26 protein-coding genes and 1 pseudogene are annotated in these 22,973 nt (G+C 73.3%); 19 read left to right on the top strand and 8 right to left on the bottom strand.

Annotated elements, in window-relative coordinates; genetic code table 11:
* Positions 1–69 precede the first annotated feature (69 nt).
* Entirely contained in the window at positions 70–789 is a 720-nt protein-coding gene (locus OG711_RS08590; RefSeq protein ID WP_329558957.1) for a hypothetical protein, read from the bottom strand.
* A 398-nt stretch (positions 790–1,187) separates the two neighbouring features.
* Between OG711_RS08590 and gcl the strand changes: the two genes are divergently transcribed.
* Together gcl and OG711_RS08580 are read left to right on the top strand one after the other, a co-directional pair.
* Complete coding sequence (gene gcl / locus OG711_RS08585; protein ID WP_329558956.1) at positions 1,188–2,975, top strand: glyoxylate carboligase; 1,788 nt, start codon at positions 1,188–1,190, stop codon at positions 2,973–2,975.
* A gap of 255 nt (positions 2,976–3,230) precedes the next feature.
* Positions 3,231–3,788: a DNA-binding protein gene (locus OG711_RS08580; RefSeq protein WP_329558955.1), complete on the top strand. Its 558-nt coding sequence runs from the start codon at positions 3,231–3,233 to the stop codon at positions 3,786–3,788.
* A 349-nt stretch (positions 3,789–4,137) separates the two neighbouring features.
* Here OG711_RS08580 and OG711_RS08575 read toward each other — a convergent pair whose 3' ends face one another.
* Positions 4,138–5,031, bottom strand: a complete 894-nt coding sequence (locus OG711_RS08575; protein WP_266507017.1) for a 2-hydroxy-3-oxopropionate reductase — start codon at positions 5,029–5,031, stop codon at positions 4,138–4,140.
* A 179-nt stretch (positions 5,032–5,210) separates the two neighbouring features.
* Positions 5,211–6,092, bottom strand: coding sequence for a TIM barrel protein (locus tag OG711_RS08570; RefSeq protein ID WP_405673003.1), 882 nt, complete (start codon positions 6,090–6,092; stop codon positions 5,211–5,213).
* A gap of 360 nt (positions 6,093–6,452) precedes the next feature.
* Here OG711_RS08570 and OG711_RS08565 point away from each other — a divergent pair, with 360 nt between their 5' ends.
* From OG711_RS08565 to OG711_RS08540, 6 genes and pseudogenes are all read left to right on the top strand, one after another.
* Positions 6,453–6,737 (top strand): hypothetical protein, encoded by a 285-nt coding sequence (locus OG711_RS08565; protein WP_073789989.1) that lies wholly within the window; start codon positions 6,453–6,455, stop codon positions 6,735–6,737.
* 53 nt (positions 6,738–6,790) lie between these two features.
* Positions 6,791–7,090: pseudogene (locus OG711_RS08560) on the top strand (helix-turn-helix domain-containing protein); the annotation flags it as partial.
* Positions 7,091–7,367: 277 nt separating this feature from the next.
* Positions 7,368–7,874 (top strand): 2-oxo-4-hydroxy-4-carboxy-5-ureidoimidazoline decarboxylase, encoded by a 507-nt coding sequence (gene uraD, locus OG711_RS08555; RefSeq protein ID WP_329558954.1) that lies wholly within the window; start codon positions 7,368–7,370, stop codon positions 7,872–7,874.
* A complete protein-coding gene (uraH, locus tag OG711_RS08550; protein ID WP_073789994.1) occupies positions 7,871–8,242 on the top strand; it encodes a hydroxyisourate hydrolase in 372 nt (123 codons plus the stop codon). Before uraD ends, uraH begins: the two co-directional genes overlap by 4 nt.
* A gap of 6 nt (positions 8,243–8,248) precedes the next feature.
* Entirely contained in the window at positions 8,249–9,208 is a 960-nt protein-coding gene (gene pucL / locus OG711_RS08545; protein WP_329558953.1) for a factor-independent urate hydroxylase, read from the top strand.
* Positions 9,209–9,255: 47 nt separating this feature from the next.
* Positions 9,256–10,644, top strand: coding sequence for an 8-oxoguanine deaminase (locus OG711_RS08540; protein WP_329558952.1), 1,389 nt, complete (start codon positions 9,256–9,258; stop codon positions 10,642–10,644).
* A 29-nt stretch (positions 10,645–10,673) separates the two neighbouring features.
* Here OG711_RS08540 and OG711_RS08535 read toward each other — a convergent pair whose 3' ends face one another.
* The 4 genes from OG711_RS08535 to OG711_RS08520 all read right to left on the bottom strand — a co-directional run bounded on the left by OG711_RS08535 (position 10,674) and on the right by OG711_RS08520 (position 15,899).
* The gene (locus OG711_RS08535) at positions 10,674–12,887 is read right to left on the bottom strand and encodes an alpha-N-acetylglucosaminidase (protein WP_329558951.1); all 2,214 of its coding nucleotides are present in this window, start codon (positions 12,885–12,887) and stop codon (positions 10,674–10,676) included.
* A 336-nt stretch (positions 12,888–13,223) separates the two neighbouring features.
* Positions 13,224–13,874, bottom strand: a complete 651-nt coding sequence (locus OG711_RS08530; protein WP_266507007.1) for a hypothetical protein — start codon at positions 13,872–13,874, stop codon at positions 13,224–13,226.
* 126 nt (positions 13,875–14,000) lie between these two features.
* Positions 14,001–14,600, bottom strand: coding sequence for a histidine phosphatase family protein (locus OG711_RS08525; protein ID WP_073790006.1), 600 nt, complete (start codon positions 14,598–14,600; stop codon positions 14,001–14,003).
* A 90-nt stretch (positions 14,601–14,690) separates the two neighbouring features.
* Entirely contained in the window at positions 14,691–15,899 is a 1,209-nt protein-coding gene (locus OG711_RS08520) for a pyridoxal phosphate-dependent aminotransferase (protein ID WP_073790009.1), read from the bottom strand.
* A 129-nt stretch (positions 15,900–16,028) separates the two neighbouring features.
* Here OG711_RS08520 and OG711_RS08515 point away from each other — a divergent pair, with 129 nt between their 5' ends.
* The 3 genes from OG711_RS08515 to OG711_RS08505 all read left to right on the top strand — a co-directional run bounded on the left by OG711_RS08515 (position 16,029) and on the right by OG711_RS08505 (position 18,638).
* The gene (locus tag OG711_RS08515) at positions 16,029–16,706 is read left to right on the top strand and encodes a winged helix-turn-helix transcriptional regulator (RefSeq protein WP_073790011.1); all 678 of its coding nucleotides are present in this window, start codon (positions 16,029–16,031) and stop codon (positions 16,704–16,706) included.
* 246 nt (positions 16,707–16,952) lie between these two features.
* On the top strand, positions 16,953–18,143 hold the full coding sequence (locus tag OG711_RS08510) for an alpha/beta hydrolase family protein (protein WP_266507002.1): 1,191 nt from the start codon (positions 16,953–16,955) through the stop codon (positions 18,141–18,143).
* A 108-nt stretch (positions 18,144–18,251) separates the two neighbouring features.
* Positions 18,252–18,638: a hypothetical protein gene (locus tag OG711_RS08505; RefSeq protein ID WP_143201257.1), complete on the top strand. Its 387-nt coding sequence runs from the start codon at positions 18,252–18,254 to the stop codon at positions 18,636–18,638.
* Positions 18,639–18,838: 200 nt separating this feature from the next.
* Here OG711_RS08505 and OG711_RS08500 read toward each other — a convergent pair whose 3' ends face one another.
* On the bottom strand, positions 18,839–19,081 hold the full coding sequence (locus OG711_RS08500; RefSeq protein WP_329558950.1) for a hypothetical protein: 243 nt from the start codon (positions 19,079–19,081) through the stop codon (positions 18,839–18,841).
* 330 nt (positions 19,082–19,411) lie between these two features.
* On the opposite strand from OG711_RS08500, the gene gvpO reads away from it, so the two are divergent.
* The 8 genes from gvpO to OG711_RS08460 all read left to right on the top strand — a co-directional run bounded on the left by gvpO (position 19,412) and on the right by OG711_RS08460 (position 22,950).
* Positions 19,412–19,720 (top strand): gas vesicle protein GvpO, encoded by a 309-nt coding sequence (gene gvpO / locus OG711_RS08495; RefSeq protein ID WP_079184769.1) that lies wholly within the window; start codon positions 19,412–19,414, stop codon positions 19,718–19,720.
* 49 nt (positions 19,721–19,769) lie between these two features.
* Entirely contained in the window at positions 19,770–20,201 is a 432-nt protein-coding gene (locus OG711_RS08490; RefSeq protein ID WP_329558949.1) for a gas vesicle structural protein GvpA, read from the top strand.
* Entirely contained in the window at positions 20,198–20,917 is a 720-nt protein-coding gene (locus OG711_RS08485) for a GvpL/GvpF family gas vesicle protein (RefSeq protein ID WP_329558948.1), read from the top strand. Before OG711_RS08490 ends, OG711_RS08485 begins: the two co-directional genes overlap by 4 nt.
* Before the next feature lie 4 nt (positions 20,918–20,921).
* Positions 20,922–21,155, top strand: coding sequence for a gas vesicle protein GvpG (locus tag OG711_RS08480; protein WP_073790028.1), 234 nt, complete (start codon positions 20,922–20,924; stop codon positions 21,153–21,155).
* A 142-nt stretch (positions 21,156–21,297) separates the two neighbouring features.
* Positions 21,298–21,612 (top strand): gas vesicle protein, encoded by a 315-nt coding sequence (locus OG711_RS08475; RefSeq protein ID WP_073790030.1) that lies wholly within the window; start codon positions 21,298–21,300, stop codon positions 21,610–21,612.
* A complete protein-coding gene (locus tag OG711_RS08470; RefSeq protein ID WP_329558947.1) occupies positions 21,609–22,502 on the top strand; it encodes a GvpL/GvpF family gas vesicle protein in 894 nt (297 codons plus the stop codon). The genes OG711_RS08475 and OG711_RS08470 overlap by 4 nt, the downstream gene beginning before the upstream one ends.
* The gene (locus tag OG711_RS08465) at positions 22,499–22,684 is read left to right on the top strand and encodes a gas vesicle protein (RefSeq protein ID WP_073790035.1); all 186 of its coding nucleotides are present in this window, start codon (positions 22,499–22,501) and stop codon (positions 22,682–22,684) included. Before OG711_RS08470 ends, OG711_RS08465 begins: the two co-directional genes overlap by 4 nt.
* The gene (locus tag OG711_RS08460; protein WP_073790037.1) at positions 22,681–22,950 is read left to right on the top strand and encodes a gas vesicle protein K; all 270 of its coding nucleotides are present in this window, start codon (positions 22,681–22,683) and stop codon (positions 22,948–22,950) included. The genes OG711_RS08465 and OG711_RS08460 overlap by 4 nt, the downstream gene beginning before the upstream one ends.
* Positions 22,951–22,973: the final 23 nt, after the last annotated feature.

Here is a 22,973-nt window from a genome sequence, read left to right as displayed (position 1 = left end):
CCGTGTCGGCGCGGGGCCCGGACACCCCTTCCTTTCTCTACGGCGGGCTACGCGTTCCCCCGCGGCGGGCTACGCCCCGCCGACCACCAGTTCCTCGCCCGCCCCGTTCGCCGGCTGCGGCACCCCCGCGAGGTCCACCACGAACAGCGGGACGCCCAGCGAGTCGGCCCGCTCCCGGGCGCCGTCCCCGTATCCCGCGAGGGTGACGTAGACGCAGGTCACGGACTCGCTCAGCGCGGTCAGCCATAAGCACTCCACGTCCCGGACCGACGTGACCCGCACCGTCGGCTCGACGACCGCGAACAGACCTTCGGCCGCGAGCCCCACCCCGGACGGCACCGGCCAGGCGGCCCGCCGGATGTCCCGGAACCCCAGCCAGCGCAGATACAGCGCCGTGGCCGTCACGGCGTCCCGCGCGGTACGGATCGCCATCGGACGGAACGCGGGCCGGGGCGTCGGCGCCGTCGCGGGCAGCGGGATATGGGCCGGGCGGACCGAAGGCGCGGCCACAGGCGGCGTGCCCTGCCCGGTACCGCGCAGCGGTATCCGCAGCACCGCCCCGCAGGGGCAGCCGAGTTCGGGCCGGGGCCAGTCGTCCGCGCGGGCGCACGCCCGGCACGGGACGGTCACCCAGTCCGCCGACCACGCCCGGTCGGTCACCTCCTCGGGTGCGCCGCCCGGGTCCAGCGGGGGAGCGACGGGCTCCCCGCACGGACAGGGGTAGGCGGTCGCGGTGAACTGATGATCGCGGCGGCAGACCGGGCATCGCACCGGCACGCTCTCGGCCATGACCTCTCCAGGACTCGGCTCGGTGGTCCGTGGACGGGACCCCGCCCCGGCCGCCGCTCGGAGCGGCCCGCGGACAGGACATCCATCGTGCTCCACAACTCCCCGTCCGCGCAGCCGTTCCCCGCGTATGCCACCGGCCTATGGGCATGCCCGCGCGCCGGCGCGCTCCCCGGACGTCCCGTGCGCCCCGCCCTTGACGCTGCCCGGCCCACCTGCCTACATTACTTCCGTATAGCAGAATAAAGTTTCCGTAATGCGGAAAGTGCACGTCAGGTGCGCGGACCGCGGCGGTGAGAGCGCGTACGCACGCGCGGAGTTGGACGGAGGCCGCTCGTCGCGGGGCGCGACGGCGAGCCGGACTCCCGGCCGAGACCAGTCGAGATCAGCAGGAGCACCCCATGGCTCGTATGACCGCTGCCCGCGCGGCAGTCGAGATCCTCAAGCGCGAGGGCGTCAGCCACGCGTTCGGTGTGCCGGGAGCGGCCATCAACCCCTTCTACAAGGCGCTCAAGGAGGGTGGCGGCATCGGGCACACCCTCGCCCGCCATGTCGAGGGCGCCTCGCACATGGCGGAGGGCTACACCCGCACCCACCCCGGCAACATCGGCGTGTGCATCGGTACGTCGGGCCCGGCCGGCACCGACATGATCACCGGGCTGTACTCCGCCACCGGTGACTCGATCCCGATCCTGTGCATCACCGGGCAGGCGCCCACCGCGGTGCTCCACAAGGAGGACTTCCAGGCGGTGGACATCGCCTCGATCGCCCGTCCCGTCACCAAGATGGCGATGACCGTCCTGGAGGCGGCGCAGGTCCCGGGCGTCTTCCAGCAGGCGTTCCATCTGATGCGGTCCGGGCGCCCGGGGCCGGTCCTGATCGATCTGCCGATCGATGTGCAGCTCACCGAGATCGAGTTCGACCCGGAGACCTACACCCCGCTGCCCGTCCACCGGCCCGCCGCGACCCGCGCCCAGATCGACAAGGCCCTCTCCTACCTGCTGGCGTCCGAGCGCCCGCTGATCGTCGCGGGCGGCGGTGTCATCAACGCCGACGCCGCCGAACTGCTGGTGGAGTTCGCGGAGCTGACGGGAACTCCTGTCGTGCCGACCCTGATGGGGTGGGGGGCCATCGCCGACGACCATGAGCTGAACGCCGGGATGGTCGGCCTCCAGACCTCGCACCGCCACGGCAACGCGACGTTCCTGGCGTCGGACTTCGTCCTCGGTATCGGCAACCGCTGGGCCAACCGGCACACCGGCTACCGGATGGACGTCTACACCGAGGGCCGTACCTTCGTGCACGTCGACATCGAGCCGACCCAGATCGGGCGGATCTTCGCCCCGGACTACGGCATCGCCTCCGACGCGAAGGCCGCCCTGGAGCTGTTCGTCGCCGCCGCGCGTGAACTGCGCGACGCGGGCGAGCTGCCCGACCGCGCCGACTGGGTCGCCTCCGTGGGCGAGCGCAGGGCCACCCTCCAGCGCCGCACCCACTTCGACGACATCCCCATCAAGCCCCAGCGGGTCTACGAGGAGATGAACAAGGCGTTCGGGCCGGACACCCGGTACGTCACCACCATCGGCCTCTCGCAGATCGCGGGCGCGCAGATGCTCCATGTCTTCCGCCCCCGGCACTGGATCAACTGCGGACAGGCCGGCCCGCTGGGCTGGACCATCCCCGCGGCACTCGGGGTCGCCACCGCCGACCCGCTCAACCCGGTCGTCGCGCTCTCCGGTGACTACGACTTCCAGTTCATGATCGAGGAACTGGCCGTCGGCGCCCAGCACCGCATCCCGTACGTCCATGTCCTGGTCAACAACGCGTATCTCGGCCTGATCCGCCAGGCCCAGCTCGGGCTGGGCATCGACTTCCAGGTGAACCTGGAGTTCGAGAACATCAACTCGCCCGAGCTGGGCGTGTACGGGGTCGACCATGTGAAGGTCGCGGAGGGCCTCGGCTGCAAGGCCCTGCGGGTGACGGACCCGGCGGAGCTGGGCGCGGCGTTCGCGCAGGCCCGCAAGCTGGCGGCGGAGTTCCGGGTGCCGGTGGTGGTCGAGGTGATCCTGGAGCGCATCACGAACATCGCCATGAGCCGGACGGCCGACATCAGCGATGTCACGGAGTTCGAGGACATCGCCACGGAGTCGTGGCACGCGCCGACTTCCCTCACCCCGCTGAAGCCCTGACGGGGTGAGGGGCGGGGGATGCCCCCGCGATCCCGGGGTGCCCTGCGATCGCGGGGTGCCCCTGAGTGTCCCCGGATGCCCCGCGATCCCCGGGTGCCCCGGCCGGTCATGTCCCGGCCGGGGCGTCCGGCTGGGTGTACGGCGGTCGCGGAGCGGGGTCGACGCTCCGGGGCTCCAGGGTGCGCTTCTCGTGATGAACGAAGTGTTCACAATGAAGAGTTGACTGCATGTCGTGCTGTCGGCCATGCTGGCCGGATGGCAGCGACACCCGAACAGACCACTTCCGAAGAGACCGGCCCCGAAGAGACCGGCCCCGGCCGCGTGGCCTCCGAGCGGGCGGCCTCCGGCCCGGCGGCGTCCGGTCGGCCCGGTTCCGACCCGCCCGCCGACCCCTTCACCCCTCCGCACCCGGACCAGGCGCGGGCGCATCGCGTCCATGCCTCGCTGTTCCGTATCGCGGAGCGGCACGCGGCCACCGACGAGCAGCGGCTGCGGCAGATCCATCCCTCCGTGCTCGCTCCGCACGAAGCGGTCCGGCTGGTGTCGTTCCTGCTCAGCGGGGCCGCGCGGCTCGACGACGGTGAGCCGGAGGTGGACCGGGCCGACATCACCGCCGCCCTGAGCCTGGTGCCACGGGTGCGCGGTGAGATGGACGAACTGGAGACCGGGCTGCTCCAGATGGCGCGGGGGCGGGGGATGACCTGGCCCGAGATCGCGTTCGGCCTCGGCCTCGGTACCCCGCAGGCCGCCAGACAGCGGTACGAACGGCTCGTCGGCCGCACCGCCGAAGCGGGCGGCCGGGAAGCGGAGTAGGGAACGCGGCAGCCCGTGCACCGGGGGGCGACACCATGGGGGAGGTGTCGTCCCGGTGCACGGGCTGCCGTGCGGTCCGGCGGGGACCGCGTTCAGGTCCCGGGCCGTGGCGGCACCTGGGCGCGACAGGACAGATGTCGGCGCCGCCACGGCCCGGAAGGATGAAGCCCCCGCCGGACGAGGGACCGTGCGGGACACCCGGGAGCGGACGAGGGTGCCGGGCGCCCCGCACGGGGCCGTCGGGCCGGACCTCCGAAGGTGTCCGACGCCTCCGGAGGCGTCAGGCCCTCGAAGGTGTCGGAGCTCCGGAGGTGTCAGGCCCTCGGAGGTGTCCTGACCCCCGGGGGCGTCAGACCTGTGTGCCGGAGAGCCGTTCCACCGAGCGCAGCAGCGCCGAGTGATCGAGTCCGCCGTCGCCCTGCGCCCGCAGGGACGCCACGAGTTGGGCCACGACCGCCCCGAGCGGCAGCGCCGCCCCGACGGTCCGGGCCGCGTCGGTGACGATTCCCAGGTCCTTGTGGTGCAGGTCGATACGGAAGCCCGGGGCGAAGTCGCGGGTGAGGAAGTTGTCGCGCTTGCGGGTCAGTACGGTCGAACCGGCGAGCCCGCCGTTCAGCACGTCCAGCGCGGCGCCCAGGTCGACGCCGGACTTCTCCAGGAAGACCACGGCCTCCGCGCACGCCTGGATGTTGACGGCGACGATGAGCTGGTTGGCCGCCTTCACCGTCTGGCCCGAGCCGTGCGGCCCGCAGTGGACGACCGTGGTGCCGAGCGCGTCGAACAGCGGCTTCGCGGCCTCGAAGTCGGCCGCCTCGCCGCCCGCCATGATGGACAGGGTGGCCTCGACGGCCCCCGCCTCACCACCCGACACCGGGGCGTCGAGGACCCGCAGCCCCCGTTCCGCACCGGCCGCGGCCAGCTCCACGGAGGTCCGCGGGGTGATCGAGGACATGTCGATGAGCAGGGCGCCGGGCCGGGCGTGCGCCAGGATGCCTTCCGGGCCGTAGGCGATGGCCTCGACCTGCGGGGAGGCGGGCACCATCGTGACGATGATGTCGGCCTGCGCCACGGCCTGTGCCACCGAGGCGGCGGCGGTGCCCCCGGCCGCGGTCAGCCGGTCCAGCTTGGCCTGTTCGAGGGTATGGCCGGTGACCCGGTATCCGGCTTTGATCAGGTTCTCGGACATGGGGGAGCCCATGATGCCGAGGCCGATCCAGGCGACCTGCGGAAGCGGTGTGGTCATGGGGACCTCTCTCGACTCTCTGGTGGGTGGTGAGGGGCGGCGGCCGCGGCCCCGCCGGGACCGTGCGTCCTCGGTCCGGGCGGTCTCGGCGGTCCGCCGTGGTCGTGGTGGGCGCGGTGGCCGTGAAGCACGCGGTGGGTGCGGTGGACGCCGGCGGGCGCGGGGTGGACGTCGTGCGGTCAGCGCGCCGCCCGGTCGGCCGGGGGCAGCCAGTCGAAGGCCGCCGCGCTGGGTCCGTCGCCCGGCTTGTACTCCAGCCCGATCCAGCCGCCGTACCCGGCCTTGTCCAGCCGCCGGAGCAGGTCCGCGAGCGGCAGGGAGCCCGTACCGGGGGCGCCGCGGCCCGGGTTGTCGGCGATCTGCACATGCCCGGTGCGGGGGGTGTACCGGTCGATGACCGTCGGCAGGTCCTCGCCGTTCATGGCCAGGTGGTAGAGGTCCATCAGGAAGCGGGCGTTGCCGAGACCGGTCTCGGTGTTCACCCGGTCCACGACCTCGATCGCGGCGGGCGCGCTCGCCAGCGGGTAGCGCGGGGACTCCGCGCGGTTCAGGGCCTCGATCAGCAGAACGGCCCCGATCCGGTCGGCGGCGCGCGCGGCGAGCTGGAGGTTGGTGAGGGCGATCGCGTCCTGCTCGGCCGGGTCGGTGCCGTCGACCCGGTTGCCGTACAGGGCGTTCAGCGCGCCGCAGCCCAGTGACCCGGCGAAGTCCGCGGCGGCGGCGATGTTCGCACGGAACCGCTCCGACTCCTCGCCCGGCAGGGAGAGGGCGCCCCGGTCGGGGCCCGGCAGCCGCCCCGCGTAGAAGTTGAGCCCGGTGAGCCGTACGCCCGCGTCCTCGAACGCGTCCTTGAGCGCGTCCCGTTCGGCGGACGGCGGCTCGGGGGCGTCGATCCAGGGCCACCACAGCTCGGCCGCGGTGAAACCGGCCGCGGCGGCTGCCGCCGGGCGCTCCAGCAGGGGCAGTTCGGTGAAGAGGATCGACAGGTTCACCGTGTAGCGCCGTCCGGCGGCCTGGTCCGTCGAGAAGTCCGTCATGGCCCGCGCCCCTTCTGCCGTCATGCCATCACCCTCTATGAATTCCGTATGGTGGAAATATGTTTCTGCTGTACGGAAATGCTGCCCGGGGGGTCGCGCGCTGTCAAGGGGTCGCCCGGGGATCGCCCCGCCCGGCGGTTCACCCGCCCGGGCCGCCCGGCCGTCGGATCGGGCACCCGGCCCGCCGCGCGTTGTCCCTGGTGGCGGTCGTGGGCCACGACCGCGGGGGGATGGTGGCGCACGGGCTGTTCGCCGCGGGGCTGCCGGCCGGTGGACTCCGCCGAACACCCGGGGGCGGGTCCGTTAGGGTCGTCCCCGAGCATCCGGGACCGCCGTGCGGACGCCTCCGCCCCGCGGACCGGAGCCGGAAACCCAGGAGGCGCGGTGCGGCTGAGGGTGGAGTTCACGACCGAGCCCTTCGATCTCGACGAGACGCCGGGGCACGCCCTGGTCGCCCGTGAGGTCATCGAGGACGCGGGTCTCGACGCCGTCGACGTCGGCCCGTTCGGCAACACCGCCGAAGGCCGGGCGGACGCGGTGCTCGGCGCGGTCGGCGAGCTGCTGCGCCGGACCCTCGGCGCGGGGGCGACCCGGATCTCCGTCCAGCTGAACGTCCTCGCCGACGAAGGCCCCGCCCCGGCCGCCGGTGCCCGGGAGGGCGACCGGTGAACGACGCCCCGACCGGCCCCTTCGTCGCCGCCGTCGCCCCGCTCGTGGACGCGATGGGCGGCGAACTGCTCCCGCCGGAGCAGGCCGGTGACGACGACATCGTCCTCGCCTGGGAGGGCCGGGACGTGGTCGCCGTCCGGCTGCCGCGTCTCGCGGAATCCCTCGACCGCATCCTCGCCGGACTGGAGCGCACCTGGGGCAGGCCCCTCGCGGAACTCGACCGCAAGGCCAAGCAGCGGGTCGTCCGGAGCCTGGAGGCCCGCGGCGCCTTCGCCGTGCGGCACGGGGTGGAGACCGTCGCCGGAGCGCTCGGCGTCAGCCGCTTCACCGTCTACAACTACCTGAACCGGGAGACCCCTCCGAGCAGTCAGACCCATCCGGGCAGGGAGACCCATCCGAACCGGGCGAACCTTCCGGACGGGGCGAACCTTCCGGACGGGGAGAGCCGCCCGAGCGCGGCGAACCCTCCGAGCCGGGAGAGCGCGGCCGAGGACGGCTGACCCCCGGTGGCCGCGGGCCCCGGGGGCGGGGCACGACACCGAACGCCGTTGTTCAACAAAGTGTTGACGCGGCGGCGTCGCTGGCGTTAGCTGTCCGCACCCGTCCGGCACCAGCCCCCGGAGGCCGTCCGTGACATCGTCAGCGAGTGCGGGCAGCGCCCGGTTCAACGCCCTGTCGCGGGACGCCGCGACCGCCGAACTCCGTGCGGTGTGCGCCTCCGCCGCGTGGATCGACGCCCTGCTCGCCCGGCGCCCGTACCTCTCGGACGGTGAGCTGCTCGCCGCCGCCGACACCGTCACCGCGGGGCTGGAACCCGCCGACCTCGCCGAGGCACTGGCCGCGCATCCGCCGATCGGGCGTCCCGAACCCGGCGCCTCCGCACGGGAACAGCGGGGCATGGCCGGTGCCTCCGCGGAGCTCCGGGCCGACCTGCTCGACCTCAACCTCGCCTACCAGGAACGGTTCGGCCATGTCTTCCTGATCTGCGCCACCGGCCGTACGGCCGGTCAGATGCGGGACGCGGCCAGGGAACGGCTCGGCAACACGCCCGAACGGGAACGGGAGACCGTCCGCACCGAACTGGGGAGGATCAACCGCGTCCGGCTGATCCGACTGCTCGAAGGGGAGCACACATGAGTGCCGTCACCGTCCCTCGCCCACCGTCCGTGTCCACCCATGTCCTGGACACCGCCCGGGGCCGCCCCGCCGAGGGCGTCGCCGTACGGCTCGCGGCCCGTCCCGGTCCGGGCGACCCCTGGCGGGACCTCGGCGGGGCGCGGACCGACGCCGACGGGCGATGCGCGGACCTCCCCGCCCCGCCGCCGGACACCGCGCATGTCCGGCTCGACTTCGAGGTCGGACCGTACACCGGGCCGCCCCGGGACGGGACGGCACCCGCGTTCTTCCCGGAGGTGGCGGTCACCTTCGCCGTCGTCGCGGGCGAGCACTACCACGTACCGCTGCTGCTCAGTCCCTTCGGCTACTCCGTGTACCGGGGGAGCTGACGGACCATGACGGACAACCACCGCGCCTCGACCGGCCCCGCCGGTCCCGCCCCGGCCGTGCTCGCGCAGAACCAGTACGGCAAGGCCGAGACCCGGGTCGTGCGGATCACCCGGGACGGCGCCACCCACCATCTGAAGGACCTGAACGTCTCCGTCGCGCTGTCCGGGGAGATGGCCGAGGTCCACCACCACGGCCGCAACACCAACGTCCTGCCGACCGACACCGTCAAGAACACCGTGTACGCCTTCGCGAAGGAGCACGGCATCGCGTCGGCCGAGGGGTTCGGCCTGCTCCTCGCCCGGCACTTCGTCACCACCCAGGAGCCGATCCACCGGGCCCGGGTCCGGATCGAGGAATACGCGTGGGACCGCATAGAGGCACCCGCTCCCCGCCCCGCCGGGACCCCCGAGCCCAGGCACTCCTTCGTCCGCCGCGGCCAGGAGACCCGGGTCACCCAGATCACCTACGACGGGGCCCGGTGGGAAGTGGTCTCCGGGCTGACCGGTCTGGTCGTGCTGAACTCCACGCACTCGGAGTTCTGGGGCTACACCAAGGACCCGTACACCACCCTCCCGGAGGCGTACGACCGGATACTCGCCACCGAGGTGTCCGCCCGCTGGCGCTTCCACTGGAGCGACGACGCCGAACCCGCGCCCGCCTGGGACACGTCCTGGACGCGGACCAGGGACCACGCGCTCCAGGCGTTCGCCGGGACGTACTCCCTCTCCCTCCAGCAGACCCTGTACGCCATGGGCGCCCGGATCATCGAGCACCGCCCGGAGATCGCGGAGGTCCGCCTGTCCCTCCCGAACAAGCACCACTTCCTCGTCGACCTGGAGCCGTTCGGGCTCGACAACGACAACGAGGTGTACCGCGTGGCCGACCGCCCGTACGGCCTGATCGAGGCCACCGTCGTCCGCGACGGCGTCGAACCCCGCATCCCCGTGGACCTCAGCCACCCCTGACCCGCTCTGGGACCTCGGCCCCCTGACCCGCCCAGGAAGGACACAGGATGCCGGCTCACCACGGCCCCCGGCGGCTCGTCATCGAGAACTGCGCCGTCGCGACCGTCGACGCCGACGGCACCGAGTACCGGCGCGGGCATGTCGTGGTCCACGGCGACCGTATCGAATCCGTCGGCCCCGGCCCCGCGCCCGCCGGACCCGCCGACGGGACGCGCCGGATCGACGGCACCGGCCATCTGCTCACCCCGGGCCTGGTCAACACCCATCACCACTTCTACCAGTGGCTCACCCGGGGCCTCGCCACCGACCACCATCTGTTCGACTGGCTGGTGGCCCTCTACCCGGTCTGGGCCCGGATCGACGAGCCCATGGTCCACGCCGCCGCGCGCGGCTCCCTCGCGATGATGGCGCGCGGCGGGGTCACCACCGCCATGGACCACCACTACGTCTTCCCGCGCGGCTCCGGCGACCTGTCCGGGACCATCATCGGCGCGGCGTCCGCCATGGGCCTGCGGTTCACCCTCGCCCGCGGTTCCATGGACCTGGGCGAGTCCGCGGGCGGGCTGCCCCCGGACTTCGCCGTGGAGAGCCTCGACGACGCGCTGGCCGCCACCGAGGCGACCATCGACGCCCACCACGACCCCTCGCCCGGCGCGCTCACCCAGATCGCCGTCGCGCCCTGCTCGCCCTTCTCCGTGAGCACCGAACTCCTCGTCCGGGGAGCGGAACTCGCCCGCAGCAAGGGAGTACGGCTGCACACCCACGGCTCGGAGACCAGGGAGGAGGACAGCTTCTGCCGCGAGCGGTTCGGCATGGGCCCCACCGACTACCTCGCGTCCACCGGCTGGCTCGGCGAGGACGTCTGGATGGCCCACTGCGTATGGATGAGCGACGCGGACATCGACGCCTTCGCCCGTACCCGCACCGGGGTCGCCCACTGCCCGTCGTCCAACGCCCGCCTCGGTGCCGGGATCGCCCGGGTCCCCGATCTGCTCGCCGCCGGGGTGCCCGTCGGCCTCGGCGTCGACGGAACCGCGTCCAACGAGACCGGCGAGCTGCACACGGAGCTGCGCAACGCCCTGCTCGTCAACCGCCTCGGACCGCACCAGCAGCGGGCGCTCGGCGTCCGGCAGGCACTGCGGCTCGGTACGTACGGCGGTGCCCAGGTCCTCGGGCGGGCCGGCGAGATCGGCTCGATCGAGCCCGGCAAGCTCGCCGACCTGGTCCTGTGGCAGCTCGACACCCTCGCCCACGCCTCCATAGCGGACCCGGTGGCCGCGCTCGTCCTCGGCGCTCCGGCCCCGGTCACCCTGTCCCTGGTCGGCGGCCGACCCGTGGTCCAGGACGGCCGGCTCCTGCACGACGACGAGGACGCCATCGCCCGCACCACCCGCGAACAGGCCCGCCGGCTCACCCGGATCGCCGCCGGGGATTGAAGCTGGGCCCGGTGCCCGGTGCCCGCCGGTCAGTCCTGCGCCGCGAGCCGGTCGCGGACCTCGCGCGCCACCTCGTACACGCTGCCCGACGGACGGGTCACCGGACGGCCGGGGGCCCGCGTCCAGCGGTCGTCCACCGCGAACCAGTCGATGGTCCGGGGCCTGCCGCCGGTACGCAGCGCCTCGGACAGCGAGTCGAAGTACATCGACCAGCGCAGCCGGTACAAGCCGCCGACCAGGCCCGCCCATTCACGGTTGCCGTAGTCGCGCAGCCCCGCGTCCGCGGCGGCGCGGGGGCCCCAGACCGTGATCAGCGACAGCGCGTCGTACGCCAGCCGGTCGCCCTCGGCCCGGTCGGGGCCCCACGCGCGGGCGTCCGCGAGATACCGGCCCAGCAGATGGTCACCATCGGTCGTCAGCAGACGTTCCATCAGGTCCATGAGCTCCAGCCACCGCCGGGTCAGCCGCTCGAACAGGACGGCGTCCTTGCCGTCGTACGCGGCCCGCACCCGGGGCAGCAGCTCCCGGCCGCGGTTCGACAGCGACTGGCGCGCCACGTCCAGCAGGTCCCTGCGGTACGCGGCCGACTTCCGCAGTCCGGCCCGCACCCGCAGCAGTTCGTCCAGCGCGGGCGCGAACTCGGCCGCGTCGTAACGCACCGCCTTCGGCGACCAGCGGGCCGCCCGGACCGCGTTCAGCGCGGGACGGGCCCCGAACAGCCCGTCGGCGCCCTCACTCCATGAGTCGTCCCGCGTCGTCCCGTACACGGTTCGCCGCAGCCGGTCCCAGGCCGCCGCCGCGTGCGGGTCCCGCCCGCCGTACCGGGCACGCGCCCAGGTGGCGAACCACGCCCTGAGGTCCGGCCCGCCGTCCAGCCAGGCGAGCTCGGAGAACAGCTCGAAGGCGGCCGGGTTGTTGTCGGCGGCCTCCGGCATCAGCGCGATGCCCCGCAGCGCGCTGCCGGGACGCTCCAGCGCGGCCGGGTACGACCGCGCCCACTCGGCCGCGTTGGCACCGAGGACGGTGTGGCCGCCGAAGTTCCAGATCGAGCCGTACGCGTACGGGACGCCGTTCCAGTCGGTCTCGCGGTCGGTGGTGCGCGGGAAGCGGTCGGCGATGCCGTCCACGATCAGCGTCCGCTCCGGGTCCACCGCGTCCACCACCGCGCGCGGCGGGTTGGTGCGCCAGCCGAGGGTCACCCACACCGCCTCCGGATGCGCCCGCCGCAGCGCGCCCTCCACCGCGCGCGCCGCCTCCGCGACCGGTACGTCGCCGGGGCTGCCGCCCTCGTGCAGCAGATCCATCTTGTACAGCCCGGTGGCGCCGAACAGCTCCTCCTGGACCCGGTAGTACGCCCGCGCCACCCGGCTGAACGCCCCCGACCGCGGGTCCAGCCAGTCCGGCCGGGGGAAGCCGTACCAGATGCCCTGGGGCACCGTACGCGCGTCCTGGACGCGGGCCGCGAAGTCCGGCGGCACCGTGCCGAACCAGCCCGGCAGGACCGGGCTCATACCCAGCTCCCGGAGCCGCCCGCAGATCCGGCGGCCGAGCGCCACGCGCGCGTCGATGAGCTGCCGGGACGGCGGGTCGGGGAACCCGGCGAGGTTCTGGAGCAGCCACCACGGCTGATGGGCGGGGCCGGGAATCCAGTTCCTCAGCTCCGCCTCGCCGTACCCGAACTCCTGGAAGACCCGGTGGTACACGGCCTCGGCGCCCGCCTGGACGAAGACCGCGTTGTAGCCGTGCAGCGCGAGCACGTCCAGCTCCCGCTCCCAGTACGCCCAGTCCCGGTAGGCGCCCGTGTAGCCGTCGTTGGTGTCGTTCAGCGCGTACCGGTGGGGCACGCGCGCGGTGCGCGTGGTCGGCCGGGCGGGCGCGGGCAGCACCGCGGGCAGGTCGAGCTGCTCGCCCGCCCAGGTGATGTTGGCGTGCGCGGTGTGCTTCAAGTACCAGCGCAGCGCCGTGAGCTGGACCGCCGGGGTGCCGCCGCTGAGGGTGATCCGGCCCTTGGTCCCCGAGATCCGGAAGGTGTCCGGGCCGCCGCCGGGAACCGCACGGAAGTCCAGCTGGTCCGCGTGGCGTGGCAGCAGCCGCCGCGCGGCCCGCGCGGCGGGCCCGCCGTCCCCCGCCGCGCCCAGCGCGTGGGCGGAGCCCCCGCCCGCCCCCATGCCGGAGCAGGCCGCGACGGCCGCCCCGGCCGAACCGGCGGCGGCGGACAGCAGGGCACGGCGGGGGAGCGGCATGGGGCCTCCATGGGTGGGGAGCCCGAGCGGCACGGTGGCCACCGCGCCGCACGGGCCTCGACGGTCCGCGAGGTCGGGATCATGTGTATCCGGTGTGGCCGGAATGCGGGGAAAGCAGGATTTTGTGTGACTGGCCGTGTCGGGACGGGACGGGACGCTTTGCCGTGTCGCTGTCGCTGTCGCTGTCGCTGTCGCTGTCGCTGTCGCTGTCGCTGTCGCTGTCGCTGTCGCTGTCGCTGTCGGCCGTGCGACCCGGGTACGCCGGACGCGGTCACGCCGTGCAAGCCGGAGATGTACACGGTCACGCCGTACACAACACGGCCGGACGCGGCCCGGTCAGACGCGGCGGGGGGAGGCGAGGAGGTAGCGGTGTCCCGTACGGGGCTCTTGGTGCTCCGAGACCTGCCATCCCGCGCGCGTGAGCGCGTCCGCGCAGGCGCGCAGCCCGTCGCTGTCGCCCGCGCGTACGGTGACCGCCTCGGGCTGGGCGGAGCCCGCGACCTCGTAGCCGTCGGACTCCGTGGTCCGGGGCACGCGGCCCGCCGCCTCCAGGGCGAGCGCCGCCGCCGGTATGAGATGGGTCCGCTCCCATCCGCACGGCCGTTCCGTGGACCCGTCGGTGTGGGTCATCCGCCGCATCTCCAGCAGCCCCGCCCACGCGCTGTGCACCTCGCGGGCCCGGCCGGGACCGCCGGGGCCGGGCGCCTCGCCGCCGACCCGGGCCGCGAACACCCCGGTGTCCCGGGGCGGCGCTCCGGGGTCCGCCGCCGGGGCGGTGACCGGCGGCGGCTCCGCGCCCCGCGGCGCCTCCCGCAGCCGGTGCCCGGCCGGGGTGAGGAACCAGTCGTGCGGCGGGCGCGGATGGCGGAACGCGAGCCGCAGCCGCCCCAGCGCGGCGAGCTGCGCCGGTGTGCCCCGCAGCCGCCCGGTCACGGACTCGGCCGCGGCGATCATCCGCAGCTGGGCGGCGCTCGGTGGTCGTGCCATGGCCGATGCTCCCCTCGGGCAACACTCCCTCGGAACCGGCGCCCGGCCGCCGGGAGCGCGGTACGGCGCTCCCGGCGACGGGCCCCGGCGCGGCGAATCCCCCGTGAACTCCCCGCTGTCCGCAGCCTACGACGAGGGTCTGACATTCCAGCCCGCGACGACGGGCCGGCCGTGCTCGGTGCTCAGCCGGCACACGGTCCCGGTCGCCAGCTGGAACAGCGCCCCGTGGGACGGCGGCAGCCCGAGCCGCCGGGCGGCCAGGACCCGCAGGAAGTGCCCGTGGGCGATCAGGACGACACTGCCCTCGTGGTTGGCGAGTGCGGCGTCCGCCTTGGCCAGCATCCGGTCGGCCCGCGCCCCCACCTCCTCGGGACTCTCCCCGGGGTGCTCGGGCGGCCCCGGGGCCACCCCGTCGTCGAACAGGAACCAGCCGGGCCGGGTGCGGTGGATCTCGACGGTGGTGATCCCCTCGTACCCGCCGTAGTCCCATTCCCGCAGGTCCGGGTCGATCCGGACGCCGGTCAGCCCGGCCAGCTCGGCGGTCTCCCGGGCGCGCTTCATCGGGCTGCTGATCGCGCTCGCGAGGTGGTGCGAGGTCAGCAGCGGGGCCAGCGAGCGGGCCTGCGCGCGGCCGTTGTCGGTGAGCGGCAGGTCCGTCCAGCTCGTGTGCTGTCCGGAGAGGGACCACTCGGTCTCTCCGTGCCGGACGAGAAGAAGATCACCCATGGGTCCTTGATACCACCGGAGGCGCTGTCGTCGGCCACGCGCGCGTGGCCGATCACGCGCGCCCACCGGAAGTGGCGCCCGGCGGCGCGCTCACTGCCGGTACCCGCTGAGGAACCGGCCGATCCGGCTGATCGCGGCGTCCAGGTCGTCCACGTGCGGCAGGGTGAGGATGCGGAAGTGGTCGGGGCGCGGCCAGTTGAAGCCGGTGCCCTGGACGACCTGGATCTTCTCCCGCAGCAGCAGGTCCAGGACGAACCGCTCGTCGTCGTGGATGGGGTGCACGGCCGGGTCGATGCGCGGGAACGCGTACAGGGCCCCCTTGGGCTTCACGCAGGACACCCCGGGGATCTCGTTGAGCTTCTCCCACGCGCGGTCGCGCTGTTCGCACAGCCGCCCGCCCGGGGCGGTCAGCTCATGGATGGTCTGCCGGCCGCCGAGGGCGGCCTGGATGGCGTACTGGGCGGGCGCGTTGGCGCACAGCCGCATGGACGCCAGCATGGTCAGCCCCTCCAGATAGTTGCGGGCGTGCTGCCGGGGGCCGGTGACGACCAGCCAGCCGGAGCGGAACCCCGCGACCCGGTGGGTCTTCGACAGTCCGCAGAAGGTGAGCACGACCAGGTCGGGGGCGAGCGCCGCGGCCGAGTGGTGCACGGCGTCGTCGTACAGGATCTGGTCGTAGATCTCGTCCGCGAGGACCATCAGCTGATGACGGCGGGCCAGGTCGAGGATGCCTTCGACGATCTCCTTCGGGTAGACCGCGCCCGTCGGGTTGTTCGGGTTGATGATGACGACGGCCCGGGTGCGGTCGGTGATCTTCGACGCCATGTCGTCGAGGTCCGGGTACCACTCGGCCTGCTCGTCGCACAGATAGTGCACCGCCTTGCCGCCCGCGAGCGTGGTGACGGCCGTCCACAGCGGGAAGTCCGGCGCCGGTACGAGGACCTCGTCCCCGTCCTCCAGGAGCGCCTGCACGGCCATGGAGACCAGTTCGGACACGCCGTTGCCGAGGAACACATCGTCCACGCCGACGTCCAGACCGAGCGTCTGGTACCGCTGCGCGACCGCGCGCCGGGCGGACAGTATGCCGCGTGAGTCGGTGTACCCATGGGCCTGCGGAAGCATCCGGATCATGTCCTGGACGATCTCCTCGGGCGCCTCGAACCCGAACAGCGCGGGGTTGCCCGTGTTCAGCCGGAGGACGGTGTGACCCGCCTCCTCCAGCGCGTTCGCCTGTTCGATGACCGGGCCGCGGATCTCGTAACAGACCTCGTTCAACTTGCTCGACTGCCGGAACTCCATGCGCTGGCCTCCCAGACCCTGTGGGGCTTCGACGCCGTTCCGTGCGGCGGACCGGTGCCCGGTACTGTGTTACTTGGTTTTACCAAGTGACCGCTTGGAAAGTCCAACAACTTGGCTAGACTGCGCCACATGCCACGTCAGCCGCATGCCGCGCCGGGCCGTCCCCGCCGCAGCTACGACCAGTACTGCGCCGCCGCCCGCGCCCTGGACGCCGTGGGCGACCGCTGGACCCTGCTGATCGCCCGGGAACTGCTCGCCGGACCCCGCCGCTACACCGATCTGCACGCCGACCTGCCCGGCGTCAGCACCGACATGCTGGCGACCCGCCTCAGGGACATGGAACGCGACGGCCTCGCCGAACGCCGCAGACTCCCCGCGCCCGCCTCCGCCACCGTCTACACACTCACCGGACGCGGCGCCGCCCTGCTCCCGGTCCTCGACGCGCTCGCCGACTGGGGCGCTGCCGCGCTCACCGGCCCCGGCCCCACCGACGCCGTACGCGCCCACTGGTTCGCCCTCCCGCTGCGCCGCCGCCTCGCCGAACTCGGCGCCGAGGGACTGGTGGAGGTACGCCTCGACGAGGGCACCGCCTTCCACGTCCACCTCGGGGACACCGCCGGGGACCACCCCGCCGCGCCCTACGCCGAGGGCCCGGCCCCCCGTGACCCGGACGCCCTGCTGTCCCTCTCCATGGCCACCTGCGCGGCGGTCGCCCGCGCCGAACTGACCCTGGTGGAAGCGGTACGCGAGGGCCACGCGCGCGTGAGCGGCGACGGACGGCTCGCGAAGCTGCTGCGCGCCGACTGACGGGGCCGGGCGGGGCGCTCCCCGTCGTGGCTCAGCACGGTACGGGCGTGCGGGCCGGACGAGCGAGCCGGGGATGCGGACAAGCCGGGGAACGGGTCGAGCGGACCGGGCGTCCCCCGCCGGGCGCCCCGGCCGGAGACACGCGCGGCCCGGCCGGACACATATGAGCAAGTAGGACGAACGCGGGACCCGCATGTCCTACTCGCCGCCGATGGGCCGCTCCAACGCCCGTACTAATGTCGTTACATGACAAGAATCCGCCGCGGCGCAGTCGCCGCCCTGCTTCTGCTCGCCCTGCCGCTGACTCTCGCGGGCCCCGCCACCGCGGCCCCGTCCGCCGGGGCCGCGCGCACCGCCCCCGTCCCCCCGCTGGAGCTGCCCGCGCCCACCGGGAAGCATGCCGTGGGGACCAGTACCTTCCAGTTGAAGGACCGCAGCCGCACCGACCACTGGGTGCCGTCCTCCGGGGCGCGCAAGCTGCTCGTGTCCATGCACTATCCGGCGCGCGAGGGCACCGGGAAGCCCGCCGCCAGGCCGTACATGAGCGCGGAGGAGTCCCGGCTGCTGCTGACCCGGACGGGGATGGGTCAGCTGATACCCGCCGAGCACGCGGACAAGGTCGCCGCCACCCGTACCCACGCACGGGACCGGGCCGTCCCCGCGCGCGGGAAGCATCCGCTCGTGGTGCTGTCCCCCGGGTTCTCGCTGCCCAGGACGTCACTGACGCTGCTGGCCGAGGAACTGGCCAGCCGGGGCTACGTGGTGGCGTCCGTCGACCACCCCTACGAGTCCGAGGCCACCGCCTATCCGGGCCAGGGCGTCCTGCCCTGCACGTCCTGCCGCACCCTGGAGCAGGCGGGCGACATCCGGGCGTACGCCGCGGTGTCGGTCGGGCGGGCGAAGGACGTGTCCTTCCTGCTCGACCGGCTGACGGACAACCGGCCGCCCTGGCGGCACGCCCGGATGATCGACGACCGGCGGATCGGCATGGCCGGGCACTCCATCGGCGGGAACAGCGCCGCGCAGACCATGGCGACCGACCCGCGGGTCCGGGCCGGGGTGAACATGGACGGCAGCTTCATCCAGGAGGTACCGGCGACGGGGATCGGGAACCGCCCCTTCATGCTCCTCGGTGAAGGGCACGACCAGGCCAAGGACGAGTTCTGGAGCTGGCACTCCAACTGGCCCCGGCTGGACGGCTGGAAGCGCTGGCTCACCGTCGGCGGAAGCCACCATCTGAGCTTTGTCGACGGACCCGCGCTCGCCGACGGAATACCGGGCGCGCCGCAGAACCCCGCGCTCTCGGGCAAGCGTTCCGCCGAGATCACCCGGGGGTATGTGACGGCGTTCTTCGACCAGCATCTGCGGGGCATCGCACGGCCGGTGCTCGACGGACCCACCCCGGGCAATCCCGAGGTCGTCTTCCACCAGCGCTGACCGGATGCGCGCCGGGCCCGGGACGCCGTCCGGGCCCGGCGCGAACGCGCCACCGTGAGCTCCGTCGCGCCACCGTGTGCTCCGTCCGGCGCGGGGTACACGCGGTCCATGACACTCGCCCGAACGATGCCCGACAACGCCAACGGGTGGTGGGCGCTCCTCGCCGTCCTCGCCCTGTACGTGGTCGCCCGCTGGTTCCTCGCCTGGAACCAGGCACGCCGCGAAGGTGCCCCGAGCCCCCTGCGCGCCGCGTTCGACGAGGAGGAGCCCGACGAGGGCGGCGTCGCGACCGCGACGGCCTTCGGCGGCTTCCGCTCCTACCGGCAGTACTTCGCGTTCGTCGGCGGCGCCTTGGTCATCGGCCTTGTGCTCGGGCTGACCGAGGGGCGTACCCAGTTGGTGATGATGTGCACCGTGGTCCCCGCGGTGGTGATCACGGTGGCGTACCTCGACTTCCGGCGCGCCCGCAGCGCACGCGCCCGCGCACGGGTCTGATCCGGCCACGCTCCCCGCGACGGCTCCCGCCCGGCCGCACCAAGGCTCACGAAGCCGCTCCCGCCCGCCCGGCCGATGCGCACCGCGACGTGAACGATCACGACGCGCGGACCCGGCCGACGACACCGAATCCCGCACCGCACCCGCACCCGCACTCACGCCGCCGCGACCACCGCATCCGGCTCGGTGCCAACCCCCGCTCACACGAAGGTCATCCGCCTGCCCGCCGCGTGACGCCGCCGCGCGCGGGTGTGCGACCGGTGCGACCGGCGAGATCGGCCCGGTCGAACCCCGTCCCCGCCGCCGACCACCCCTGGACGACCGTGGACCGGGGAGCGAGCGGTCGTGTCGGAGGTCCGGAAGAGCCGGTCCTCCCACCACGCCATCATCGCCAGCAGTGCTCCCAGCAGCGGGAGCAGTGCCACTGCCACGGTGACGATCACATCCGATCACTCCTTCACCTGAGCGGTGCGGGTCGGGTTCTGTGCGTCGGCGTCCGGGGTGCCGGTATCGGGCGTGCCGGTGCCCGAGCGTCAGCGTTCGGGTACCCGGAAGGGGGCCTCCCATGGCCGCGGGATGACCACGGGACGACTGCGGGGAGGACTGCGGGACGTCCACGGGAGGACCGAGGGACGGACCGCGGGACACGTCGACCGGTGCGGGCGCCGGACCGGTGCCGGTGAGCGTGGGAGGCCCGGACCCGGCCCCAACTCGCCTTGTGAGTACCTGGTTTGAAGCCGAGCACTCCGGTCATGCGCTACAGGGAGGAAGACATGACAAAGGAATCCGAGAACAGCAAGGACGCGGCCGGGGAAGGGCCGCCGATCAGGGCCGCCGGAGTGATCCGCGCGGCGATGGAACAACTGGCGGAGCTGCTGGCGCAGCCCACCGAGGCGGTCACCGCGTGCGAGCGGGACGCCGAAGGGACCTGGCGGGTGACCGTCGAGGTCCTCGAACTGCCGCGCATCCCCGACACGATGAGCCTGCTGTCCTCGTACGAGGTGGAGCTGGACGGCCGTGGGGATCTGATCGCCTACCGGCGGACCCGGCGCTACGAGCGAGGCCGGGCGGACCGCCGCTGATCCATGGCTTCCCCGTACCCGTCCCCAAGACGAGAGGGAACCGGACTTCATGACTGTAGTTCCTGCCCAGACCGCACCCGCTGCCTCCGGCGGCGGTTCCAGCGGCCTGTACGACGTCCTCGAACTGGTACTGGACCGAGGTCTGGTCATCGACGCGTTCGTACGGGTCTCGCTGGTCGGCATCGAGATCCTCAAGATCGACATACGTGTCGTCGTGGCCAGTGTGGACACCTATCTGAGGTTCGCCGAGGCGTGCAACCGGCTCGACCTGGAAGCCGGACCGCGCAAGAACCCCGGCCTGCCCGAACTGGTCGGCGAGGCGACCGAGTCAGGTGCCAAGCAGAAGACGAAAGGAGCCCTGAGCGGCGCCGCGCAGTCGATCTCCGACGCGTTCCACGACGCCCGCGGTGACGGCTCCGAGGAGAAGAGCGAGAGCAAGCCGCGCAGGCGGACCGCCTCCCGGAGCGAGGAGAAGGAATGAGTACCTATGTCTACGGCGTCACCCGCGCCGCGCAACCCCTTCCCTCCGGACTGGAGGGCATCGGCAAGCCCGCGCTGCCCGTCAGGACCGTACTCAGTGGCGCGCTGTGCGCCCTGGTCAGCGACGCGCCGCAGGAACTGAAGCCCAGGCGGCGCGATCTGCTGGCCCATCAGCGGGTGGTCACCGGAGCAGCGGCCGACGGACCGGTGCTGCCCTTCCGGTTCGGCGGGGTGTCCCCGGACGACGACACCGTCGCCGCCGTCCTCGACGAGCACCAGGCCCACTATCTGCGCCGTCTGGAACTCCTGGAGGGCAAGGACGAGTTCAACGTCAAGGTCGACCATGACGAGGAGACCGTCCTGCGCGTGGTCCTCGAAAGCGACCCGGAGCTGCGGGCCCGGCACCTCGCCAACCGCGCCTCCGGAGGCGGCGACCAGGCGGAGAAGCTGGCCTTCGGCGAACTGGTGGCGCGGGCGGTCGCGCAGCGCGAGGGTCAGGACGCGGCCTTCGTGGAACAGACACTGTCCCCCTGGGCCGCCGGAACACGTCAGGGGCCGCCGGGCAGCGGCCGGCTCGCCAATCTCTCGTTCCTGGTGGAGCGGGAGCGCAGGGAGGAGTTCCTGGCCGCGGTGCACCGCCTCAGCGAGGAGCACGCGCACCTGCTGGTGCAGGTGGCGGGACCCCTGCCCGCGTACAGCTTCACCGAGGAGGGATGAGCCGATGGGGCTGCTCAGCGAGGTGCTTCTGCTGCCCGCCGCGCCGGTCCGCGGCACGGCGTGGGTGCTGCGGCAGGTCGTGACGGAGGCGGAACGGCAGTACTACGACCCGGCCACGGTCCAGCGTGAACTGGCGCACCTCGTCGCCGCGTACGAGGCGGGCGAGATGACCGAGGACGAGTTCGAGGCGCGCGAGGACGAGCTGCTGGACCGGCTGGCCGCCGGGAGCGGACCGTGACCGGCGGACCGGAGGGCGCGCCCCCGCCCCGGACCGGCACCGGCCAGGGGACGCCGGACAGACCGGGCGCGCCGGACACCCCGGCCGCCCTGGGCACCGCCCAGGACGGTCCCCCGCACCCGGACGGAGACACCCCACGGCCATGACGACGCCCTCGAACCTGCCCCGCCCCTTCGACGACCACTCGGGTGCCAACCTCGCGGACATCCTCGAACGCGTCCTCGACAAAGGCGTCGTCATCGCCGGGGACATCCGTATCAACCTCCTCGACATCGAACTCCTCACGATCAAGCTGCGCCTGGTGGTCGCCTCCGTCGAACGGGCCAAGGAGATGGGCATCGACTGGTGGGAGCAGGATCCCGCGCTCTCGTCCCGCGCCCGGCAGGGCGAACTGGACCGCGAGAACGAGGACCTGCGCCGACGCGTGGCCGAACTGGAAGCCGAGGCCCGGCCATGAGCCACGAGAACCTGCTGTACGTGTACGCCGTCGTCCCGTCGGACGCCGCGGCCCTGGAGCCCCTGGGCTCCCCGCCGCTCACCGACGGGGTCGTGGACGGGCTCCGGCTCGTCGGGCACCAGGGGCTCACGGCTGTCGTCCGGCCGGTCGACAGCCGTGAGTTCGACGAGGCGCCGCTGCGCGCACACCTGGAGGACCTGGACTGGGTCGCCGCGGTGGCGGGCGAGCACCACACGGTCGTGGAGGCGGTCGGACACCGCACCACGACGGTTCCGCTGCGGCTGGCCACCGTCTGCCGCGGTGAGGCCGGGGTACGGCGACTGCTGGACAACGGACGCCATCGGCTCCACGAAGCACTCGAACGGGTCGCCGGACACGAGGAATGGGGCGTCAAGCTGTACGCCGACCCCGCGTCGCCGCCGCCCGCACCGGGTCCGTCCGCCTCGCCCCCGCCCGCACCGGACCGGACCGCCTCCACCGGACGTGACTTCCTGCGCCGCAGACTGGAGAGCCGCAAGGCCCGGGAGGGCGACGCGGTCCGGGCCTCCGGCAGCGCCGACGGCCTGCACACCCTGCTGTCCGCCCACGCCACCGGCGCGGTGCTCCACCCGCCCCAACAGGCACGGCTCTCGCACGCCCCCGGCCGCAATGTGCTCAACGCCGCCTACCTCGTGCCCGTCGGCCGGCGCCGTACGTTCCTGGACGCCGTGCCGGACCGCGACACGCCCTTCGAGGGGCTGCGCGTGGTGGTGACGGGGCCCTGGGTGCCGTACTCGTTCACCCAGGGCGGCCCCGAACCGGCCCAGGGTGACCCCGGGGCCACCCGGACCGGCCCCGAGGTCACCCAGGGCGACCCCGAGGTCGCCCCCGGCCCCGGTGCGTCCCGGTGAACGGGCGCCCGGAGACGGCCCTGGTCGACCTGCTGGACCGGCTGCTGGCGGGCGGGGTCGTCCTCGCCGGGGACATCACCCTGGGGATCGCCGACATCGACCTCGTCCGCGTCGACCTCAAGGCGCTGATCAGCTCGATCGACGACACCGTGCCGTCCCCGTGGGAGCAGGTGACACGATGACCCGGACCCGGGTGGAACTCGAACCGGACACCGTGGAACGGGACCTGGCGCGGCTGGTCCTGACCGTCATCGAGCTGCTGCGCGAGCTGATGGAACGCCAGGCGCTGCGCAGGGTCGAGTCCGGTGATCTCACGGAGGAGCAGGAGGAGCGGCTGGGGACGACCCTCATGCTCCTGGAGGACCGGATGGGAGTGCTCCGGGACCGATTCGGACTGGAGCCGGAGGACCTCAACATCGACCTCGGACCGCTGGGCAAGCTGCTGTGAGCGGGTTTGGCCGACGGATTTGA

It is taken from the genome of Streptomyces uncialis (assembly GCF_036250755.1).
In the GTDB taxonomy this organism is placed as follows: Bacteria; Actinomycetota; Actinomycetes; order Streptomycetales; family Streptomycetaceae; genus Streptomyces; species Streptomyces uncialis.
This window is presented reverse-complemented; position numbering and strand designations above follow the sequence as displayed.

Coding starts and splice junctions, on each gene's coding strand:
- gvpO (WP_079184769.1), top strand. CDS start 19,412: ATGACAAAGGAATCCGAGAACAGCAAGGACGCGGCCGGGGAAGGGCCG.
- OG711_RS08485 (WP_329558948.1), top strand. CDS start 20,198: ATGAGTACCTATGTCTACGGCGTCACCCGCGCCGCGCAACCCCTTCCC.
- OG711_RS08475 (WP_073790030.1), top strand. CDS start 21,298: ATGACGACGCCCTCGAACCTGCCCCGCCCCTTCGACGACCACTCGGGT.
- OG711_RS08575 (WP_266507017.1), bottom strand. CDS start 5,031: ATGACCACACCGCTTCCGCAGGTCGCCTGGATCGGCCTCGGCATCATG.
- OG711_RS08530 (WP_266507007.1), bottom strand. CDS start 13,874: ATGGCACGACCACCGAGCGCCGCCCAGCTGCGGATGATCGCCGCGGCC.
- OG711_RS08520 (WP_073790009.1), bottom strand. CDS start 15,899: ATGGAGTTCCGGCAGTCGAGCAAGTTGAACGAGGTCTGTTACGAGATC.
- uraH (WP_073789994.1), top strand. CDS start 7,871: ATGAGTGCCGTCACCGTCCCTCGCCCACCGTCCGTGTCCACCCATGTC.
- gcl (WP_329558956.1), top strand. CDS start 1,188: ATGGCTCGTATGACCGCTGCCCGCGCGGCAGTCGAGATCCTCAAGCGC.
- OG711_RS08580 (WP_329558955.1), top strand. CDS start 3,231: ATGGCAGCGACACCCGAACAGACCACTTCCGAAGAGACCGGCCCCGAA.
- OG711_RS08470 (WP_329558947.1), top strand. CDS start 21,609: ATGAGCCACGAGAACCTGCTGTACGTGTACGCCGTCGTCCCGTCGGAC.
- OG711_RS08510 (WP_266507002.1), top strand. CDS start 16,953: ATGACAAGAATCCGCCGCGGCGCAGTCGCCGCCCTGCTTCTGCTCGCC.
- OG711_RS08525 (WP_073790006.1), bottom strand. CDS start 14,600: ATGGGTGATCTTCTTCTCGTCCGGCACGGAGAGACCGAGTGGTCCCTC.
- OG711_RS08535 (WP_329558951.1), bottom strand. CDS start 12,887: ATGCCGCTCCCCCGCCGTGCCCTGCTGTCCGCCGCCGCCGGTTCGGCC.
- pucL (WP_329558953.1), top strand. CDS start 8,249: ATGACGGACAACCACCGCGCCTCGACCGGCCCCGCCGGTCCCGCCCCG.
- OG711_RS08570 (WP_405673003.1), bottom strand. CDS start 6,092: ATGACGGCAGAAGGGGCGCGGGCCATGACGGACTTCTCGACGGACCAG.
- OG711_RS08480 (WP_073790028.1), top strand. CDS start 20,922: ATGGGGCTGCTCAGCGAGGTGCTTCTGCTGCCCGCCGCGCCGGTCCGC.
- OG711_RS08490 (WP_329558949.1), top strand. CDS start 19,770: ATGACTGTAGTTCCTGCCCAGACCGCACCCGCTGCCTCCGGCGGCGGT.
- OG711_RS08505 (WP_143201257.1), top strand. CDS start 18,252: ATGACACTCGCCCGAACGATGCCCGACAACGCCAACGGGTGGTGGGCG.
- OG711_RS08590 (WP_329558957.1), bottom strand. CDS start 789: ATGGCCGAGAGCGTGCCGGTGCGATGCCCGGTCTGCCGCCGCGATCAT.
- OG711_RS08460 (WP_073790037.1), top strand. CDS start 22,681: ATGACCCGGACCCGGGTGGAACTCGAACCGGACACCGTGGAACGGGAC.
- OG711_RS08515 (WP_073790011.1), top strand. CDS start 16,029: ATGCCACGTCAGCCGCATGCCGCGCCGGGCCGTCCCCGCCGCAGCTAC.
- OG711_RS08540 (WP_329558952.1), top strand. CDS start 9,256: ATGCCGGCTCACCACGGCCCCCGGCGGCTCGTCATCGAGAACTGCGCC.